This is a genomic window from Sphingomonas sp. TX0543, assembly GCF_048565505.1.
Classification (GTDB): Bacteria; Pseudomonadota; Alphaproteobacteria; order Sphingomonadales; family Sphingomonadaceae; genus Sphingomonas.
Genome location: NZ_JBLZUS010000002.1, coordinates 592526 through 610629, shown reverse-complemented (window position 1 = coordinate 610629; position 18104 = coordinate 592526). Strand labels below are relative to the sequence as shown.

The 18104-nt window shown below is 65.6% G+C and carries 25 protein-coding genes and 1 tRNA gene; 8 read left to right on the top strand and 18 right to left on the bottom strand.

Translation table 11 applies throughout. The features are described 5' to 3' along the window. Nucleotides 1-6: 6 nt before the first annotated feature. The 4 genes from ACM61V_RS03630 to ftsE are packed head-to-tail and all read right to left on the bottom strand — an operon-like array spanning nt 7 to nt 2802. Complete coding sequence (locus ACM61V_RS03630) at nt 7-693, bottom strand: lysophospholipid acyltransferase family protein (protein WP_137786937.1); 687 nt, start codon at nt 691-693, stop codon at nt 7-9. Continuing rightward, a complete protein-coding gene (locus ACM61V_RS03625; RefSeq protein WP_137786938.1) occupies nt 690-1223 on the bottom strand; it encodes a YdcF family protein in 534 nt (177 codons plus the stop codon). The genes ACM61V_RS03630 and ACM61V_RS03625 overlap by 4 nt, the downstream gene beginning before the upstream one ends. After that, complete coding sequence (locus tag ACM61V_RS03620) at nt 1220-2095, bottom strand: cell division protein FtsX (RefSeq protein ID WP_137786939.1); 876 nt, start codon at nt 2093-2095, stop codon at nt 1220-1222. The genes ACM61V_RS03625 and ACM61V_RS03620 overlap by 4 nt, the downstream gene beginning before the upstream one ends. 2 nt (nt 2096-2097) lie before the next feature. After that, on the bottom strand, nt 2098-2802 hold the full coding sequence (gene ftsE, locus ACM61V_RS03615; RefSeq protein ID WP_137787093.1) for a cell division ATP-binding protein FtsE: 705 nt from the start codon (nt 2800-2802) through the stop codon (nt 2098-2100). 162 nt (nt 2803-2964) lie between these two features. Here ftsE and ACM61V_RS03610 point away from each other — a divergent pair, with 162 nt between their 5' ends. The 7 genes from ACM61V_RS03610 to ACM61V_RS03580 all read left to right on the top strand — a co-directional run bounded on the left by ACM61V_RS03610 (nt 2965) and on the right by ACM61V_RS03580 (nt 8766). After that, the gene (locus ACM61V_RS03610) at nt 2965-3714 is read left to right on the top strand and encodes a zinc-ribbon domain-containing protein (protein WP_137786940.1); all 750 of its coding nucleotides are present in this window, start codon (nt 2965-2967) and stop codon (nt 3712-3714) included. Nucleotides 3715-3828: 114 nt separating this feature from the next. Beyond that, a tRNA-Leu gene (locus ACM61V_RS03605) sits at nt 3829-3915 on the top strand. A 320-nt stretch (nt 3916-4235) separates the two neighbouring features. After that, nucleotides 4236-4880 (top strand): PEPxxWA-CTERM sorting domain-containing protein, encoded by a 645-nt coding sequence (locus tag ACM61V_RS03600; RefSeq protein ID WP_419713805.1) that lies wholly within the window; start codon nt 4236-4238, stop codon nt 4878-4880. 15 nt (nt 4881-4895) lie between these two features. Next, nucleotides 4896-5513, top strand: a complete 618-nt coding sequence (locus tag ACM61V_RS03595; protein ID WP_137786942.1) for a L,D-transpeptidase family protein — start codon at nt 4896-4898, stop codon at nt 5511-5513. Between the two features lie 79 nt (nt 5514-5592). Next, the gene (locus tag ACM61V_RS03590) at nt 5593-6117 is read left to right on the top strand and encodes a CAP domain-containing protein (RefSeq protein WP_137786943.1); all 525 of its coding nucleotides are present in this window, start codon (nt 5593-5595) and stop codon (nt 6115-6117) included. Nucleotides 6118-6164: 47 nt separating this feature from the next. Further along, nucleotides 6165-6557 carry a peptide-methionine (R)-S-oxide reductase MsrB gene (gene msrB, locus ACM61V_RS03585; protein WP_137786944.1) on the top strand — a complete coding sequence of 131 codons (393 nt, stop codon included), beginning with the start codon at nt 6165-6167 and terminating at the stop codon, nt 6555-6557. Nucleotides 6558-6621: 64 nt separating this feature from the next. After that, nucleotides 6622-8766: a transglycosylase domain-containing protein gene (locus tag ACM61V_RS03580; protein ID WP_137786945.1), complete on the top strand. Its 2145-nt coding sequence runs from the start codon at nt 6622-6624 to the stop codon at nt 8764-8766. Here ACM61V_RS03580 and ACM61V_RS03575 read toward each other — a convergent pair. From ACM61V_RS03575 to ACM61V_RS03565, 3 genes are read right to left on the bottom strand one after another with little or no spacing between them, the layout of a single operon-like run. After that, the gene (locus ACM61V_RS03575) at nt 8733-9416 is read right to left on the bottom strand and encodes a M48 family metallopeptidase (protein WP_137786946.1); all 684 of its coding nucleotides are present in this window, start codon (nt 9414-9416) and stop codon (nt 8733-8735) included. The genes ACM61V_RS03580 and ACM61V_RS03575 overlap by 34 nt on opposite strands. Continuing rightward, nucleotides 9413-9847 carry a YcgN family cysteine cluster protein gene (locus ACM61V_RS03570; RefSeq protein WP_137786947.1) on the bottom strand — a complete coding sequence of 145 codons (435 nt, stop codon included), beginning with the start codon at nt 9845-9847 and terminating at the stop codon, nt 9413-9415. The genes ACM61V_RS03575 and ACM61V_RS03570 overlap by 4 nt, the downstream gene beginning before the upstream one ends. Then, complete coding sequence (locus tag ACM61V_RS03565) at nt 9844-10422, bottom strand: SCO family protein (protein ID WP_137786948.1); 579 nt, start codon at nt 10420-10422, stop codon at nt 9844-9846. The genes ACM61V_RS03570 and ACM61V_RS03565 overlap by 4 nt, the downstream gene beginning before the upstream one ends. Nucleotides 10423-10485: 63 nt before the next feature. Between ACM61V_RS03565 and ACM61V_RS03560 the strand changes: the two genes are divergently transcribed. After that, nucleotides 10486-11082: an ankyrin repeat domain-containing protein gene (locus ACM61V_RS03560; protein WP_137786949.1), complete on the top strand. Its 597-nt coding sequence runs from the start codon at nt 10486-10488 to the stop codon at nt 11080-11082. 22 nt (nt 11083-11104) lie between these two features. Here ACM61V_RS03560 and ACM61V_RS03555 read toward each other — a convergent pair whose 3' ends face one another. The 11 genes from ACM61V_RS03555 to ACM61V_RS03505 form a co-directional block, all read right to left on the bottom strand. Continuing rightward, nucleotides 11105-11617 (bottom strand): MmcB family DNA repair protein, encoded by a 513-nt coding sequence (locus ACM61V_RS03555; RefSeq protein ID WP_137786950.1) that lies wholly within the window; start codon nt 11615-11617, stop codon nt 11105-11107. Between the two features lie 19 nt (nt 11618-11636). After that, entirely contained in the window at nt 11637-12278 is a 642-nt protein-coding gene (locus tag ACM61V_RS03550) for a cell wall hydrolase (RefSeq protein ID WP_137786951.1), read from the bottom strand. A 159-nt stretch (nt 12279-12437) separates the two neighbouring features. Then, entirely contained in the window at nt 12438-12767 is a 330-nt protein-coding gene (locus ACM61V_RS03545; RefSeq protein WP_137786952.1) for a DUF1491 family protein, read from the bottom strand. Beyond that, a complete protein-coding gene (locus ACM61V_RS03540) occupies nt 12764-13228 on the bottom strand; it encodes a PaaI family thioesterase (protein ID WP_137786953.1) in 465 nt (154 codons plus the stop codon). Before ACM61V_RS03540 ends, ACM61V_RS03545 begins: the two co-directional genes overlap by 4 nt. After that, on the bottom strand, nt 13206-13676 hold the full coding sequence (locus tag ACM61V_RS03535; protein WP_137786954.1) for a PTS sugar transporter subunit IIA: 471 nt from the start codon (nt 13674-13676) through the stop codon (nt 13206-13208). Before ACM61V_RS03535 ends, ACM61V_RS03540 begins: the two co-directional genes overlap by 23 nt. A 16-nt stretch (nt 13677-13692) precedes the next feature. Further along, nucleotides 13693-14277, bottom strand: a complete 585-nt coding sequence (hpf, locus tag ACM61V_RS03530) for a ribosome hibernation-promoting factor, HPF/YfiA family (protein WP_137786955.1) — start codon at nt 14275-14277, stop codon at nt 13693-13695. Between the two features lie 54 nt (nt 14278-14331). Continuing rightward, nucleotides 14332-15024 (bottom strand): DNA polymerase III subunit epsilon, encoded by a 693-nt coding sequence (dnaQ, locus tag ACM61V_RS03525; RefSeq protein ID WP_137786956.1) that lies wholly within the window; start codon nt 15022-15024, stop codon nt 14332-14334. Nucleotides 15025-15031: 7 nt separating this feature from the next. Further along, nucleotides 15032-15625, bottom strand: a complete 594-nt coding sequence (gene coaE, locus ACM61V_RS03520; RefSeq protein WP_137786957.1) for a dephospho-CoA kinase — start codon at nt 15623-15625, stop codon at nt 15032-15034. Further along, nucleotides 15622-16434 (bottom strand): shikimate dehydrogenase, encoded by an 813-nt coding sequence (gene aroE / locus ACM61V_RS03515; RefSeq protein ID WP_137786958.1) that lies wholly within the window; start codon nt 16432-16434, stop codon nt 15622-15624. The genes coaE and aroE overlap by 4 nt, the downstream gene beginning before the upstream one ends. Then, a complete protein-coding gene (locus ACM61V_RS03510) occupies nt 16431-17021 on the bottom strand; it encodes a Maf family protein (RefSeq protein ID WP_137786959.1) in 591 nt (196 codons plus the stop codon). Before ACM61V_RS03510 ends, aroE begins: the two co-directional genes overlap by 4 nt. Further along, complete coding sequence (locus ACM61V_RS03505) at nt 17018-17848, bottom strand: pyruvate, water dikinase regulatory protein (RefSeq protein ID WP_137787094.1); 831 nt, start codon at nt 17846-17848, stop codon at nt 17018-17020. The genes ACM61V_RS03510 and ACM61V_RS03505 overlap by 4 nt, the downstream gene beginning before the upstream one ends. Nucleotides 17849-18104: the final 256 nt, after the last annotated feature.

The window sequence follows — 18104 nt, the reverse complement described above, 5'->3', positions numbered from 1 at the left end:
GGCGCATCACGCGTCCAGCGCGTTGATCGCTTCCCACACGCGCCGCTCGGCCTCTTCACGCGGCAAGCCGGGCGGGATCACCGCGCCGATGCGGAAAGTGACGATGCCGGGATGCTTCGCGCCTTTTTTCGGCAGCAACAGGCCGCTGTTGGTGGCGATCGGGACCACCGGCAGATCGAGCGCCTTGTAAAGGCCCGCGAACCCGGAGCGCAGCGGCGGCTTCTCGCCCGGCGGCACGCGCGTTCCTTCGGGATAGACGATCACCGAGCGGCCGGATGCCTTCGCCGCCGCCCCGTCGCGCATCAGCTGGCGCAGCGCCTTCGTCGAAGCGTCGCGGTCGACCACGATCGACCCGTAGAGCGTGGTCGCCCAGCCCCACAGCGGGATGCGCATCAGTTCGCGCTTCAGCACCATCGCCGGGCTGCCGAGGATCAGTTGCAGTTCCACGGTCTCGTACATCGCCTGATGCTTGGCGACGTAGAGCACCTGCCCGCCCGGTATCTCGCCCTCCACCCGGCTGCGGATGCCGAGGATCGCCCGCATCGCCCAGCGGTGAACCCGCGCCCAGCAATCCGCATAGACGATCACCACGCGCTGCCCGCCAAGCGCGGCGAGCGGCACGCCGAGCACGATCGGCACCGATATCGCATAGAATATGACGCGAAACGCGATCGTCCTCAGCCAGTCGCTCATCGCCCGATCCCCAGCCACAGCACAACGCGCCGCAGAATGAGCTTGTTGAATTCGTTCACCAATTGCCCCAGCCGCGGCTCGGTCGGCACGCCATCCGGCACGATCGTCACATTGTCGTCGAGCGCCGCATCCAGCTCCATCCGCGCGCGCGCCATATGCCAGTCGGACGTCACCAGCCGCACCGATCGATAGCGATGCTCGCGTACCCAGGTGGCGGTTTCCTCCGCGTTCGAGCGGGTATCCACCGCCTGCCGCCCGAGATCGACACAGCAGTCGATCGCCGGCGCGTGCCCGAACGCGGCGGCCAGATCGCGTTTGGCAACGCCAGGGGCAACCCCGGTGACGAGCATCCGCCGCGCGCGCTTTTCCTCGATCAGCGTCAGCCCGCGCGCGATCCGCCCCGCCCCGCCGGTCGGCACGACGATCGCGTCGGTGCGCGCGACGGCGGACGGCTGCGCGAGGAGCAGCGTGAAGGTCGCGAATCCCAGCCCCCAGACGACGGCGGCGAACCCGATCAGCCGCCCGATCACAGGATGCGCCTCAGCGCGCGCGTGACGGCCCAACGCGCCGCCATCATCGCCACCAGCACGAACCCGAGCGGCAACAGCGCCAGCGCGGCCCAGCCGCCGATACCCAGCCCCGCCCCGCCGAGCAGCTCCGAGCCAAGCCCCCCCACGCGCGATCCGATCAGCGCGACCAGCACGAGCGCCAGCACGCCGCCCACCAGCCCGCCGATCAGTGCATCGCGCGCGATCCGGCGCTGAAACAGCCGCGCCACCTGCACATCGGTGGCGCCCAGCATGTGCATCACCTCGATCGTTGCGCGATGTGCATCGAGCCCGGCGCGCGCGGCGAGCACCACCACCGTGGCAGTCGCGGTCGCCATCAGCGCGACCAGCCCCGCGCCAAGCCACGTCGCGAAGGACAGCATATCGCCGACCGAGGCCATCCAGCTCGCATGCGCATCGATGCGCGCCGCCGGCGCCACCCCACCGATAGCGGCGCGCACCCGCGCCAGCGTGGCCGCCGTCCCGTCTGCCAGGTCCACGTCGATCATCACCGGTAGTGGCAGCGAGGGATCGGCGCCGTCAGATCCCAGCCACGGCCGCAGCAGCTCGGCCAGCGCGGCGCGGCTCACGGGCGACACCCGCGTCACCCCGGGCGTCGCGCGCAACCGCGCGGCGACCCGCATCGCCTGCGCCTCGCGCGTCGCCGGCGCGCCGCTGGTGAGCTGCACGGTCAGCCGGCCGCCAAGCGAGCGCTCCAGCGTGGTCGCCGCGTTGCGCGTCGCCAGCCCCATCGCCGCGGCCAGCACCGTCAGGAACAGCATGATCGCGATCACCCACGTCATGGCGCGCCCGTCTCGCGCGTCGTCCAGCAATCGCGCGGTTGCATTCGCCATCGCTATGTCCGCCTTGCGGGGGGATGGCGCAGGGCGCCGGTCGGATCCTGCAACTGCCCCTTGTCGAGCCGCATCATCTGGGCATCGGGCACACGATTGAGCAAGTGGATGTCGTGCGTCGCGACCAGCACGGTCGTGCCCAGCCGGTTGAGCGAATCGAACAGCAGCAACAGGCGATCCGCCATGTCCGGATCGACGTTGCCGGTCGGCTCGTCGGCGACCAGTATTTCAGGTCGCCCGATCACCGCGCGCGCGATCGCGACGCGCTGCTGCTCCCCGCCGGACAGGGTCGCCGGGCGTGCCGCGCCGCGATCGCCCAGCCCGACCCATGCGAGCATTTCGTTGACGGGGCCGACGACGTCCGCTTCGGGCACACCCGCGACGCGCAGGGGCAAGGCGATATTGTCGGCGATCGACAGATGCGGGATCAGCCGGAAATCCTGAAACACCACGCCGATGCGGCGGCGAAAGCCCGGCAGGCGGCTGCGCGGCATCGTTACCGCATCCTCGCCGAACAGGCGGATGATGCCCCGGCTCGGCCGCTGCGCCAGATAAAGCAGCTTGAGCAGCGACGTCTTCCCCGCCCCGCTCGCCCCGGTGAGAAAATAGAATGCGCCGCTCGCCAGCGTGAACGTGAGGTCCGACAGCGTTTCCTGGCCGGTGCCATAGCGCAGCCCCACATTCTCGAACTGCACGATATTCGCCATCGCGGCGTCTTCCGCCTCACCCCACACCAAGGCAATCGCCATCGCACGAGCGGGGGCACCGCTTCAAGGCCGGTGCGCGATCCTGCACTCATCGCTTGCCAGCTGGTCCCCGGACATGCTTAGATTCATGGATTCAAGCCCCGTGCGAGCAATTGTCGCGACATGATCCTCGAATGCCCCGAATGCCGCACACGCTATCTCGTCCCCGACAGTGCGATCGGGGTTTCGGGCAGAGTCGTGCGATGCGCCAATTGCCGGCATAGCTGGTTTCAGGACGCAGACGCGCGCGCGATCGAGGCGATGCCGACCGAGACGCCTGCCGAGCCCGCGCCGCCGCCCGCCGCCCCTTCTTCCGCCGCACCGGCGCCAGCCGATGCGCCGGTTGTCCTCGCGCCCGCAGAGCCGCCGGTCGAAAGCGCGCCGAAACCCGCGGCAGACGTAGATTATGACGCATTCGCGCATCGCCCGCCGTTTCGCCCGCGGCGCAACCATTCACGTCGCTGGACGATCGCCGCCGTCGCGGCGGGGCTGTTGATGCTGGTGGCGGTCGCGGCGATCATCTGGATGAGCGCGCCGGGGCTGGCGCAACAGCTCGGCCTGTCATTCGGCCCGGCGGAATCACCGCTGCGGCTGGTCGACAATCCGATCGAGCGGCGCGAGATGGCCAATGGCAGCGAATTGTTCGCAGTGAGCGGCAAGGTGCTGAACCCGTCGGGAGACCGCCAGCGCGTGCCCGATATCCGCGCCGATCTGCGCGATGCGCAGGGCCGCATCGTCTTCAGCTGGACGATCACGCCGCAGCAGCGCTCGCTCGGCCCGAAGGGATCGATCGATTTCAATTCGGCGAAGCTGGACGTGCCCGCCAATTCGAAGCGGCTGGAGCTGAGCTTCGTCGGCGAAAACGGCAAATAGCGGCGCGAGCCGGCCTTCGCGGCGCGATCGGCAATACAGGCATTGCCAGCCCCGAAAGGCTTTGCTAGGGGCGCCGTCCTGCCAATCGCCGGGCCAGCCCGGTGAATATCACGTGCGGTCGTGGCGGAATTGGTAGACGCGCAACGTTGAGGTCGTTGTGTCCGAAAGGACGTGGAAGTTCGAGTCTTCTCGACCGCACCACTTTGGCTGATCGGCGGGATCATCCCCCTGCCACGCCGAAGTTCATGCTGAAAACGCCGGGAACAGACCTGATTGCCGCCGGCGAATCGAAAGATCGGCAGCTGCCGGCGGCGCATGGATCTCACGACCGAAAACGGGCGCATTGACAGCTATTAACCTTAATCGCCCGAACTGGTGCATTCTGGCAACGCTTTTGTAAGTCTGCGCACCCGGAATTTGTCGCATTCCGGGACATTCGCGGCTATGCGGCGAATATCCGGCTCAAACGTTAGTGTTTTCGACTGATAAATAGAGCGAGGGGGCGGTTCGAAGGCAGGCGTATGAAGATCGGCAAGATGCGTAAATTGCTGGTGATCCTTGGAGTGCTGGTCGCGACCGGCACCGGCACGGGCTATGTGGTGAACGGGAAAGCCGGGCTGGACAGTTTCGGAAAGGCCAGCGCGGCCGTTGTCAACGCGATCGCCGATCCGCTCTCCGTGCTCAGCGATCGCTCTCCCGGCGATCGGGCGGCTGGCGCTCTGACGCAGACCAAGCCGGCGCGCGAACGCGAACTCGCCAGCAGTCGGACCCGCGCGGCCCCGCCAGGCTCGCCGACGGAACGCGTGCTGACCTCGCTGCGCGAGCGCCCGCTGGTCGGCGAACCTGATGCGCAGCCGATTCCGTTCAACAATACCGCGGTTCCCGATCTGGCACCGTCCCCGACCGCCCAGGTGCTCGGCCCGACGCAGACGCCGGGCGGCACGAACATCCTGCCGATCCCCCCCGTCAACAACGGCGGTGGCGGCGGCGGCGGTGGCGGCGGGATCATCGTCACGCCGACGCCGACTCCTACCGGAAGCCCCACCCCGCCCGTGACGCCGGTGCCCGAACCGGCCACATGGGCGATGCTGCTGGCCGGCTTCTTCGGGATCGGCATCGCGATGCGGCGGCGCGTTCGCGCTGCGGCGCCACTCGCGGGGGGCTAGCGCGTCCACCCGCCCATGCGGCATATCCTGCTGGCGCTGACCCTGACCGTCGCACTGGCAAGTTGCCAGGACGCGGAGCCTGACCGCATCGCGCAGCCGGTGAAGCGCGTCGAGACCGGACCGCGCATCTGGTATCCCGTCGGGCAATATCCGGCACTCGCGCTTCCCGATGGCGAAACCCGCCAGGTGAAGAGCCTGCTGAACGTGCGCCAATCGATGCAGTTCGGCGATTATGTGTGGAACGAGCAGCACGTGCCGGCAACCGGGCAGACGTGGGTGCGCGTGGATCTCGCTCGCCAATTGCTGTCGGTATTTCGCGATGGGCATGAAATCGGTTCGGCCGTGATCCTCTACGGCACCGATGGCAAGCCGACGCCGAGCGGCGTCTTTCCGATCCTGGAAAAGCAGCAGGAGCACCGCTCCACGCTCTACGATGCCGAGATGCCCTATATGCTTCGCCTCACCGGGGATGGGGTGGCTGTGCATGCCAGCAATGTGCGGCGCGGCTCCGCGACCCATGGCTGCATCGGCGTGCCCCGCTCTTTCGCGGCGCTGCTTTTCGCCGCGGTGCGGCGCGGGGATATCGTGGCTATCATGCCGCCCTCCGCGGGGCCATTGCCGAAACATAGTTAGCCTAAAACTAACCAGCCCTTTCAATCGCCTGCTGACCTGCGCGTGAGAAAAACGACCCGTTCCTTGGGATGGGTCAATCATGTCGCATCATCGACTGACATCGCTGTTCGCGGGTATCGCGCTTCTGCTGACCACGCCGCTGCTGGTTGGCGCGACCGATCCTTCGTCTAACTTCGCCGACCGGCTTCTGGCGCGGCACAACCGCGAGCGCGCGATGATGGGCATCCCCGCGCTGCAATGGGATCAGCGCCTCGCCGGCTCCGCGCAGCTCTGGGCGAACCATCTCGCCCAGACTGGCCGCTTCGAGCATGCGCCCGAACGCGCCAGCGATCCGCAAGGCGAGAATCTCTGGGCCGGCACCAAGGGGGCGTTCACGCTCGAGCGGATGGTCGACGCCTGGGTCCGCGAAAAGCGCTATTTCACGCCCGGCCTGTTCCCGAACAACAGCTCGACCGGCAACGTCGAGGATATCGGCCATTATACCCAGTTGATGTGGCGCGACACCGGCGAAGTCGGCTGCGCGATCGCGCGGGGCCGGGCCGAGGATGTGCTGGTCTGCCGATACAGTGACGCGGGCAATTATATCGGCGAGCGCCCTTTCTGATCAGCCTCCGCTTGACGCGGCGCCCTCGACACCCGAAATTCATGCGCATGGAGCGATTGGATCTTTCCGAGTCCGAATGGCGTCGTCGCCTGACGGCGGAGCAATATCATGTGCTGCGCGAGGCCGGCACGGAACGCGCCTTCGCCGGCCGCCTTACCGACAACAAGGCTGATGGCACCTATCATTGCGCCGCCTGTGACCTGGCGCTGTTCGATTCAGCGGACAAATATGATTCCGGCTCCGGCTGGCCGAGCTTTACCCAGCCCGTATCGGAAAGCGTCGTCACCGATCACACCGATACCAGCCACGGGATGACGCGCACGGAAACGCGCTGCGCACGCTGCGACAGCCATCTCGGCCATGTTTTTCCCGACGGACCGCCGCCGACGGGCCTTCGCTATTGCATCAACTCGATCTGTCTTGATTTTCATCCGCGGTGAACGTCCGCCTGGTCGCCGCGCTTGTTAAGCGGCGGCTAAGCCTCTATTCGCTTTAGCCGATCCGATGGCCCGCGCCCCTAGACCCCGTTCGCCTTGGCGCCGTCGCCTCTCGCTTGCAATCAAGCTGCTGCTGGTGCTCGCGGTTCTTGCGATCGGCGCGCTCGTTACCGCCGTTTATGTCACGCGGGCACAACTGCCGAGCTACGACGAACTGAAATCATCCCCCAACGGGCAGATGATTCGTGTTCATGCCGCCGACGGCACGGTGATCGTCTCGATGGGCCCGAGCTATGGCGAATGGCTGTCGGGCGACCGCATCCCCAAGGTGATGCGCGAGGCCACCGTGGCCGTGGAGGACCGCCGCTTCTACAGCCATCTCGGCGTCGACCCGATCGGCGTCGCGCGCTCGGTGAAGGTGCGGCTCGATCGCGGGCGCTGGGTGCAGGGCGGATCGACGATCACGCAGCAGCTGGCACGCAACGTATTCCTCAACAATCAGAAGAAGTTCGGCCGCAAGTTCCGCGAATGGATCCTCGCGCTCGCGATGGAGCGCAAGTTCAGCAAGGACGAGATTCTCGAGCTTTATCTGAACAAGGTTTATTACGGCGGCGGTGCCTATGGCATCGATGCGGCGTCGCGGAAGTTCTTCGGCCATGGCGCCGATCACCTCTCGCTCGCCGAGGCCGCGATCATCGCCGGGCTGGTCAAGGCCCCGTCGAACTATTCCCCGACAGCCGACGCGAGCGCCGCCGTGGGCCGCGCCTCCGTCGTGCTGAGGTCGATGGAAGATGCCGGCATGATTTCGGCCGGGGAGGCACAGGCCGCAGATCCAAAAACGGTCGCGCTCGCGCCGGAGCCGAAGCAGAACAGCGTTCGCTATTTCACCGACTGGGCATTGCCGCAGCTCGAATTGCTGATCGACGAAACCGAAAAGCCGCTCGAAGTGTGGACGACGCTCGATCTCAACATGCAGCGCGATGCCGATGCCGCGATCCGGCAGAATGCACCGAACGGCGCGCAGGGCGCGCTCGTCGCGCTGGATCGCGATGGCGCGGTGCGCGCGATGGTCGGCGGCAAGGATTATGTCGCCTCCATCTACAATCGTGCGACGCAGGCGGAGCGGCAGCCGGGATCCGCCTTCAAGCTGTTCGTCTATCTCGCCGCGCTGGAGGCGGGGAAGACGCCCGAATCGACCGAAGTTGATGAGCCGGTGACGATCGACGGCTGGAGCCCGCGCAACGATTCGCGCCGAAATTCCGGGCAGGTCACGCTGCGTACGGCCTTCGCCTATTCGCTCAACACGATCGCCGCGAAGCTTGGCCAGCAGGTGGGTTTCGCCACCGTGGCGGATATGGCGCGACGTTTCGGTATCACCACGACCGTCAATACCCATCCGTCGATGGTGCTCGGCACGTCTGACGTGCGGCTGATCGACATGACCCGCGCTTTCGCCAGCGTCGCCAATCAGGGCGTCGCGGTGACGCCGTATGGCATCGTCAAGGTGACGACCAATGGCGATACCATCTATCAGCATGAGGTGGATCGCAGCCGGGTGCTCGTCGCACCGCAAGTCGCCGCGCAGATGATCGATCTGCTGCAGACGACCGTCAATACCGGCACCGGCCGGGCCGCACAGATCGGTCGACCCGTCGCGGGCAAGACCGGCACGACCAGCTCGTCGAAGGATGGCTGGTTCCTGGGCTTCTCCTCCGGATTGACCACCGGCGTGTGGATGGGCCGCGATGATGCGAGGCCGATTGCAGGCCTGCACGGTGGCACCGCGCCCGCGCGCGCATTTCACGATTTCATGATCCGCGCCGTCGCCAAGCGCCCGATCGAGCAGTTCGAGACGCAGGTGACCCTGCCCGAAGCGCAGCTCGAGCCTGATGCCGAAAGCTATTATGGCAGCCCGGACAACGGGATGTTCGTCGATCCGGACGGCAATCCGGCGCCGGGCGGCGTGCCGGGCTATCCCGACTACGCGAACCCGCCGCCGGCCAATGACCGCCCCGCGCGCGATCGCCCGCAAGTCGATGAAGACGGCAATCCGCCGCCGCAGGAGCGGCTCGATCAGGACTGGATCGATCGCGTTACCGGGCGCGACCCGCGCCGCGATCAACGCCGGCCGTCCGCACCCGCGCAGAATCCGCCCGCCAATCGGTCTACCACAACGACCTATTCGGGTGAGCCGCCGCGCCCATACCAGTGAAGCGCCGCGCCATGGGCGCGTAACCAGCGGCGTTCGGGCGCGGGATCGCGGCCATAAAGCTCGGCGACCAGCGCATGAAATGCCGGCCCGTGATTCATATGTAAGCGATGCGCCACCTCATGCGCGGCGGTCGCCCGGCGCACCGCGCCTGGCGCCAGCGCCAGCCGCCAATTATACCGGATCGTCCCGGACGAAGCGCAGCTTCCCCAGCGTCCGCGCGCATCCCCGATGGCGACCTTCGCCACTTTCACCCCCGCGCGGGCAGCGTAATCCGCCGTATCCTCGCTCAGCAATCGCAAGGCCTCACGCCTTAGCCAGGCCTCGATGCGTCGCGGGATCGTTTCCTGTGGGCCGCCGAGCACCAGTTGATCGGCGTGCCGGGTCACGCGGCGACACGCGCTTTCCTCCCACGCGATGACAAGTTGCGCATCGTCGAATGGCACCACCGCCCGATTTACGAACGGCCGCGCTTCCGGCAATGCCGCGCGCTGCCGTTCCAGCCAGTCACGCTGGGTCATCGCCCAGGCCAGCGCCGTCTTCGCCGAGGCGCGCGGCGGGATCACGAGCCGCACACGCCCATCCGCCGGATCGAGCGACAGCTTCGCGCGCCTGGCGCGCGGATGCCGCACGATCTCGATCTCGGCGGTCACAGCACCCGATCGACCATATGGTGTTCGAGATCGCCGGCGTCATCCTCGCTGATCGTCCAGCCGCGTACAGACTGACCGGCGCGATGCACCGCCTCTGTATCGCCGCACACCAGATAGTGCCACTCAGGCAGCTGTTCCCCGGCGGCGCGCAGCCGATAGGCGCAGGTCGACGGCAGCCAATCGATCTCATGCACGTTGCGCGCGTTCAACCGCACGCATTCGCTGACATAGGCGTGACGGTGGCGATAATTCGAGCAACGCCCGGCGCGCCGATCGAGCAGCCGGCATGCCACGTTGGTGGGGATCAGTTCGCCGGTATCCTCATCCTCCAGCTTGTGGATGCAGCATTTGCCGCATCCGTCACACAGCGCCTCCCACTGCGCGCGATCGAGCTTGTCGAGCGGGGTATCTTCCCAGAACCGCGTCGTCATTTCGCCCAGCGCTCGATTTCGTCGGCGATCTTGCGCGGCGGCCCTTCCTGCGACAGCAGGGCGAGCGGCTTGCCATCCGGCGCCATCAGATAGGCGGCGCGGCTGTGATCCATCAGATAGCCGCCCGCCGAACCCTGTCCGCGCGCATAATAGACGCCATATTCCCTGGCGACGCGAGCGATCTGATCGGGCGATCCGGTCAACCCCACGAGCCGGGGGTGAAAGGCGGCGGTGAACTGCCTCAGCGCCGCCGGATTGTCGCGCGCGGGGTCGATCGTCACGAAAACAGGCACTATACGCGCGCCGAGCCCGGGCTGCTCCTTCTCCACGATCTTCACCGCCGCGCTGATATTCTGGACGTCGAGCGGGCATATGTCGGGACAAAAGGTGTAGCCGAAATACATGATGCGATACTTGCCCGCGAAATCCCGATCGGTCGTGACACGCCCGTTCTGATCGGTGAGCGAGAAGGCGCCGCCGATACTGGCGCCCTCCAGCGGCGGCCGTTCCGCCTGTTTCGTGGGAGAACACGCCGCCAGTGCGACAAGGATCGGAAAGGAGAAACGCAGGTTCATGGCACCGCCGGAAATGATCTGTTAGAGCCGTTACCACAACATCGAGTGGAAATCCGACCGCCAATGAAGCGCTTCCTTCTCGCCGCCGCGATCCTGATGAGCACCACACCGCTATCCGCGATCGCGCAGCAGCAATCGCAGAGCTACAAGTTTCTTCAGGCCGTGAAGGACGCCAAGGGGGACGAGGTGACCAAGATCCTCGACCAGCCCGGCCAGCGGATCATCAATACCCGTGACCAGACGAATGGCGACGGGGCGTTGCATATCGTGATCCGGCGCGGCGACGACACGTATTTGCGCTATCTTCTGTCGCGCGGCGCGGACCCGAATCTTCGCAACAGCAAGGGCGATACGCCGCTGCTGATGGCGATCCAGTTCGGACAGAACGGTCTGGTCGATACATTGCTGCTGGTGAAGGCGAACCCCAACCTTGCCAATTCCGCCGGCGAAACGCCGCTGATTCGCGCCGTGCAGCGCCGCGACCTGGGGCTGGTGCGGACCTTGCTCAACGCGGGCGCCGATCCCGACCTTACCGACAATGTGGCCGGCATGTCGGCGCGCGATTACGCCCATGCCGATTCGCGCGCGCCCGCGATCGCCAAGTTGATCGATGAGAAACCCAAGGTAGCGAAGCGCGCGATCTCCGGCCCGAAGATGTGATCGCGCACGCAAAACGCGTCGTTCACAGGATCGGTATCGCCTCCGGATCGTGAACGGCGATCAGCCTTCGCGCGGCGCGCCGCGCGAAGGCGAGTGTGCAGCGCTTGCGCACATGGCTGGCAAGCGGATCGGTCCGCGCCTCGCGCAATACCGCCGCGTCATAGCGATCGGCGACGATCAGCCCGGTACGTTCGGGCATGAACGCCTCGGTCTCGATCGGCGACGGATCGAATCCGGCCGGCACCGCCCAGAAGAAGCGGTCGCAGTGATCCAGATATTCGCGCCATTTGCCATCCCCGAGCAGATCGGCGCGCGACACCTTTATCTCCACGATCGTGATCCGGCCGCGCGCATCGAGCGCCATCAGATCGGCGCGGCGCCCGCCTTCCAGCGGCACCTCGGGGATAGCCACCAGCTCGTGCCGCAACAGCATCCTGGTGACGCCGCGCGCCACATCCGCCGCCACCATGGGGGCGATTGAAGCATCGACCAATGAAACGGGCGAGGTGATTGTCACCTCGCCCGTATAGAACATCTAGGGAACGAAAAAAAGATCAGCGATAAAAGATGTGATTGCCGATCGAAGCAACCTTCACGCGGCTCCAGCCCGGCGCGACGCGACGCGCATGGAAATACAGCGCTTCACCCGCATCGCTTTCCCACGCATCGTTCATCGCAACCTTGGCGACGGCGAGTGCGGTGCGCCATGCAGGGCGCGATTGATCGACGCTGGGAATCCGGCCGCTGCGCACGAACGAGAACTGGCCCGGCTGCTTCACGACATCGCAAACGCTGTCACCAAAACGGCTTGTGCCGGCGCGATTCAGGATGACCTCCGCAACGGCCAACTGGCCGGCAAGCGGCTCGCCCTTCGATTCGTAATAGATCGCGCCGGCAAGGCAGCGCAGATCCTCATCGACTTCGCCCTTGATCGGCTGAGCAGCGACGGCCGCTGCGAGATTGGGATAGGCCACAACGTCCCCCGGCTGCGCATCGTCGGCGACCGATCCGGTCGGCGCGGGAGCGGGGGAGGGGGAATCAATGGTGGTGGAAACAGACGGCACATAGGCCGGCTGGATAGTCGCGAGCGCCGTAGGCGCTATCTCGGCCGCGAGGCTGGGGCTGCTTCCGGCAGCGAGCCCTATGGCGGCTAAAGTCATGGTCGCGGCGATCGCGATCCGGGATTGGAACGGCATTCAACAACAGACATGGGCGGTTGGGACGCGGATGCGCGATCGTCAGAATGTGCGACCGGCCGGGTTCCCCCCCGACTGCGTCACCGAACGGATCGCACCCGCAATCGGCACAACGCTAGAACAAGAACGTAGCGCTCCTGTTTTTGCGGCGCAGCAGAGTCAATCGGCGCAGATCGTTTCAGCGGCGAACCGTTTCGCCTGCGGGATATCCAGAGCAACCACCCAGAGATCCGGGTCTCGCTGCCGCCGGCGTGCCCAGTAATTGTCGATCGATTCGTCCGCCGCGGACGCCGGGCCGGTCGAGATCAAAGCCGTCCCGCCATCAGGGCCGATCCCGCGCTCGAGCACCGCCGACTGCTGCTCGTCAATGACGAGGATCGCCCCCGCTTGTGCGTCCCCCCGCGCCCGAACCACCGCGATCCCGCCCGCGTCGTTCACCCGCTGTAATAGCGCACTGACCAGAATATGTGTCGGCAGCCGCGCGTTCATGCCATGCGATAACCGGGAAGACCCGCGAGCGCGATCCTGCTGCGCATGAACGTTCCTGTGCCGCGCGCCACTTCCTCACCCTCCGCGTCGATCAGCCGCGCATCCCCAACGAACACACGTCGATGGCCGCTGATCCAGCGGCCCTCCGCCACGATCGGCCCCTCCGGCAGCGGACGGGTGAACAAAAGGCTGAATTGCGTGGTGAGCAGGAATCGATCGGTCACCAGACTGTTGCAGGCGTAAAAGGCCGCGTCATCGAGCATCTTGAAATACGCGGTGCCGTGGGTCGCGCCGCCGGCATGAAAATGGCGCTGATCGACGGTGAACCGGATGCGCGCGACGCCGGCGTCGACAATTTCGAGCGTCGATTCAAAGAATCGGTTTATCGGCGCCGCAACATAGAGCGACTCCAGCGCGCGGAAATGCGCCGGCGCGCCTTCAGGAAGCTTCACGCGCTTCATCCGCCGTCAACAATGCATAGAAAGCGTCTCGCGAGCCCGCGCCGCGCAACTTGTCCACGAACGCGCGATTGCGGAATTTGCGCGAAACGCGCGCCAGCGCCTTCAGATGCTCCGCCCCCGCATTCGGCGGTGACAGCATCGCGACAACGATATCAACCGGCACGTCGTCCACCGCGGCGAAGTCGATCGGCTTCGCAAGCCGCGCAACCAGCAACGCGATGCGCGGGATGCCGGGAATCCGGGCGTGGGGAATTGCTACGCCACCGCCGAAACCGGTCGAGCCAAGCTTCTCGCGCTCGGCAAGCGCGGCACTGATCGTCACCGGATCAAGCGCCAACGCTTTCCCGGTGACGGCCGCGATATGCTGGAACAGCGCCTTCTTGCCCGAGGCGGCTACGTCGACAAGAATGAAGTCGTGCGACAACAGGTCGCTGAGATCACTGGTCATCGATATTTTGCTTCCCTCAGCGTGCTCGCTGCGGTTCGACCCAGCCGATCGTCCCGTCACCACGGCGATAGACCATGTTATAGGCGCCCGTGCCGGAATTGCGGAAGAGCAATGCCTGGGTGTTTCGCAGATCGAGCATCATCACCGCATCGGAAACGCTGGCATCAGGCACGTCGACACGCGTTTCGGCGACGATCAGCGGCGCATCGCCGGCCTCATCTTCCTGAGGGGTTTCGGCGAACAGCGTATAGCCCGCGTTGTCATAGCCATTGGCCTCCGCCAGTTCGGCAGCCTTGTCGGCCTGCCGATCCTTCAGGCGGCGCATGTAGCGGCGGAGCTGCGTCTCGATCTTCGCCGCCGCGCCGTCAAAGGCGAGATGCGCGTCCTGCGCATCGTTGCGCCCCTTCAGCACCAGGCCCTTCATTACATGCGCGACGATATCGCAGGTGAACCCCGCATCGCGCGGACCTTTGCCGAAGGTGACTTCGGCCGACAGCGCGCGCGAGAAATACTTGTCCGCGATGCCCTGGAGCCGCTCGTCGACATGGGTCTTGAGCGCGTCGCCCGTGGCGACCTGATGACCAGAAACGCGGATATCCATATTCTCTTCTCCACTTGTTGCGACACCGGATATTTCCCGTGTGCCGAATGTGCGTCATGCTGACGCGTCGTTCCCCCAAATCGGGTTCTTCACCCTCCCCATGAACGCAGCATGCGCGGCAAGTTCCGCCTCGCTCACCGAAAAAACGCGGGCCGGACGCACGACAGAGCTGACCCGAGCCTGTCCCTGACCAGTCGCTTCCACGACAATCTCGCTGACAAGGCCGAGACCGATCTGCCGCCCGCCCGTCAGCTCGACATAGACCTGCGCGAGCAGTTGTGCGTCAAGCAGTGCACCGTGCAATACGCGATGCGATCGATCGATCCCGAACCGCGAACAGAGCGCGTCCAGCGTATGTTTGGCGCCAGGGTGCTTCGAGCGCGCAATGTTCAACGTATCGACCATCCGCGTGGTGCACACCGGCGGACGGCCGCATTGCCTCAGCTCGCCGTTCAGAAAACCGAAATCGAACCCGGCGTTATGCGCGACGAGCGGCGCATCGCCGATAAATTCGAGCAGCGCTTCGACCGTATCGGGGAAGCGCGGCTTGTCCGAAAGGAATGCGTCGGACAGGCCGTGAACCGCGAATGCCTCCGCCGGCATCGGCCGATCGGGATTGTAATAAGCGTGAAAGGTGCGCCCCGTCTCGACCCGGTTGAAAATTTCGACACAACCGATTTCGACCATCCGATCTCCGCCGGAAAAACTCAGCCCGGTCGTTTCGGTATCGAACACTATCTCCCGCATGCGCCCGTTATCGGCCTGTCTGGCGCGACAGGCAAGCGATCACCGCGCGCACCGCGGCGCGGGTCTCCTCGATCGGCACATCGGTGGGGATGACGAAATCGGCGCGCGCGCGCTTATCGGCGTCGTGCATCTGGCGGGCGAGGATCGCATCGAACTTCTCCGGCGTCATCCCCGGGCGCTCGAGGGTCCGCGCACGCTGAACGTCCGGCGCGGCGGAAACCACCACCACCTTGTCCACCGCTTTCTCGCCGCCGGTCTCGAACAATAACGGGATATCGAACAGCACCATCGCAGCATCGGCATGATCGGCGAGAAATCCCGCGCGCTCCGCCCCCACGGCAGGGTGAACGATCGCCTCAAGCGCCTTCATCGCGACATCATCGCCCAGCACTGCGGCGCCAAGCTTCTGCCGGTCAACGCCGTTCCGGCTGGTGGTGCCGGGAAAGCGGGACTCGATCGCAGCGACGAGTGATCCGCCTGCTCCCTGCAGCCGATGGACCGCCGCATCCGCATCGAACAAAGGAACGCCTTCCTCTGCGAACATTGCCGCGACGGTGGATTTTCCCATTCCGATCGACCCCGTGAGGCCAAGCTTTATCATCGCATCAACAACGTGCGCAGCGCCGCGTCATGCGCGCGGGGGGCCGGCCGGCCGAAAAACAGTTCAAACGCCATCGCCGCCTGGCCGATCAGCATCTCAAGCCCGTCGATCGTTTCCAGACCGCGCGCCCCGGCTTGCCGCAGCAAAGCGGTTTCGAGCGGCGCATAGACGATATCGTAAACCACCGCGCCATCCGGCAACGGCGACAGATCGAGTTCGAGCGGCGGCTGCCCCTGCATGCCCAGCGCGCTGGTGTTGACGAGCAGCGCTGCCGGCGGAAGCGTCGCCGAAAGGGGCAGGGCATCACCCTTCAGGCCGAACCGCGCGAGCAGGGCCGCGCCCTTCAACGGGCTGCGGTTGAGGACGGTGACATGCCCGGCGCCCGCACGCGCGAGGGCGAACAGCACAGCGCGCGCCGCGCCGCCCGCCCCGATCACCACCACCGGGGCACCGGCAAGGTCGATCTCCGCAATCGGCGCATAGAATCCTGCGGCATCGGTATTGGTGCCGAACACGCGCCCCTCGGCATCGCGAACGATCGTGTTCATCGCGCCGATCGACGCACGCACATCGCCCGGATCGTCCACCAGATCGAGCATCGCGATCTTGTGCGGAATCGTGACGTTGCACCCTCGCCACGCCGCATCATTCCGCCTGTCGGCGAGGAAGCGCGGCAGATCGTCCGCCACGACATGTGTCGCGCGGTACTCCGCGTCGATTCCCAGCTTCTCCAGCCAGAATTCATGGATCAGCGGCGATTTGGAATGGGCGATCGGATCGCCGATCACCTCGGCATAGGGTCTCGTCATACCAGCAGCACTCCGCGTTCGCGCAGATAGGACAACACCGGCAGCAAAGGCATGCCCAGCACGGTGAACTGGCTGCCCTCGATCCGGCTGAACAACTGCACGCCCGGTCCTTCGACGCGGTAGCAGCCGACGCAACCCGCGATCGCCGGCCACTCGACATCGAGATAAGCATGGATGAATGCCGGGGTCAGCGGCCGCACGAACATCCGCGCACGATCGACGTGCCGCCACACCGCACGGCCGCCCTCGGCGACCACCGCCGCACTCACCAGATCGTGGCGCTTGCCAGACATCAGCGACAGGTGCTCGGCCGCCTGCTCGCGCGTTACCGGCTTGTCGAGAATCGTGCCATCCTCCAGCACGGCAAGCGAATCCGATCCCAGGACCAGCGCCTGCGGCTCGCGCTGGGACACCTTCAGCGCCTTTAGCTCGGCCAGCGCATCGGCGAGATCGCGCGGACTTCGATCGGCGAGTGCCGCTTTCGCCGCCGCCTCATCAACATGCGCCGGCTGCGCCGTGAACGGGACGCCAGCCGCTTCCAGCATCGCGCAGCGCGACGCCGATTGCGAGGCCAGGACCAGTTTCATTGCTCGCCCCCGCCAGGATTGCCGCGATGCTCGTTGCACAGCGAGATGATCGCCGCCGCCGTCTCCTCGATCGACCGGCGTGTGACGTCGATTACCGGCCAGCCATTGTCGGTGAACATCCGCCGGGCAAAGGCAATTTCCTTGGTAACCGCCTCCTGATCGACATATGCCGTCTGCGGTGTCTGGTTGAGCGACAGCAGCCGGTTGCGACGGACCTGGATCAGCCGGTCCGCACTGGTGGTCAGCCCGACGATCAACGGGTTCCTGAGCGAATAAAGTATTGCCGGCGGCGGGCTTTCCACGACGATCGGGATATTGGCGACCTTGTAGCCGCGATTGGCGAGATAGATCGACGTCGGCGTCTTGGACGAACGGCTGACGCCCGCGAGCACGATATCCGCCTGCTCCCAATCCTCGGCGCCGATCCCGTCATCATGCGCGATCGTGAACTGGATCGCATCCACCCGCTCGAAATAGGCCGCGTCGAGCGCATGCTGCCGCCCCGGTCGCCCCTTCGCCTGCTGCCCGAGCAGATCAGTAAGCGAATCGGTGACCTGATCGAGCGGCGCCACCATCGGCAGCCCAAGCGACTGGCATCGCTGCTCCAGCGCGCCGCGGGTCGCGGGGTTCACCAGCGTATAGATTACCAGACCGGGATTCTGGGCGATCTCCTGCAGGATACGATCGAGATGCGTTTCCGTGCGCACCATTGGCCAGAAATGGCGCACCGTTTCGACATCATCGAACTGCGCGAGCGCCGCTTTCGCGATATTCTCCAGCGTCTCGCCGGTCGAATCCGAAAGCAAGTGCAGGTGAAGCCTCACCATCGACGGTACGACCATGTGGATAACATGCGGATAAGCGCTAGCGTAAGCTCAACCGTCCGCCAACCCGGATCGGGCGCGGGGGATAACGCGTGATTCGTCCACAAACCGGCCCACGGCCCCGCTGTTCCTCCACAGTCTGTGGATTATGGGGATGGAGATTTCCGAATCCGTGCGATTCAGCCACTGTCGCGCGGTCAAGCTGTTGGCATTTCCGGCACTGACGCATAAGCCCCGCAACCCACGCGCCTACTGCATC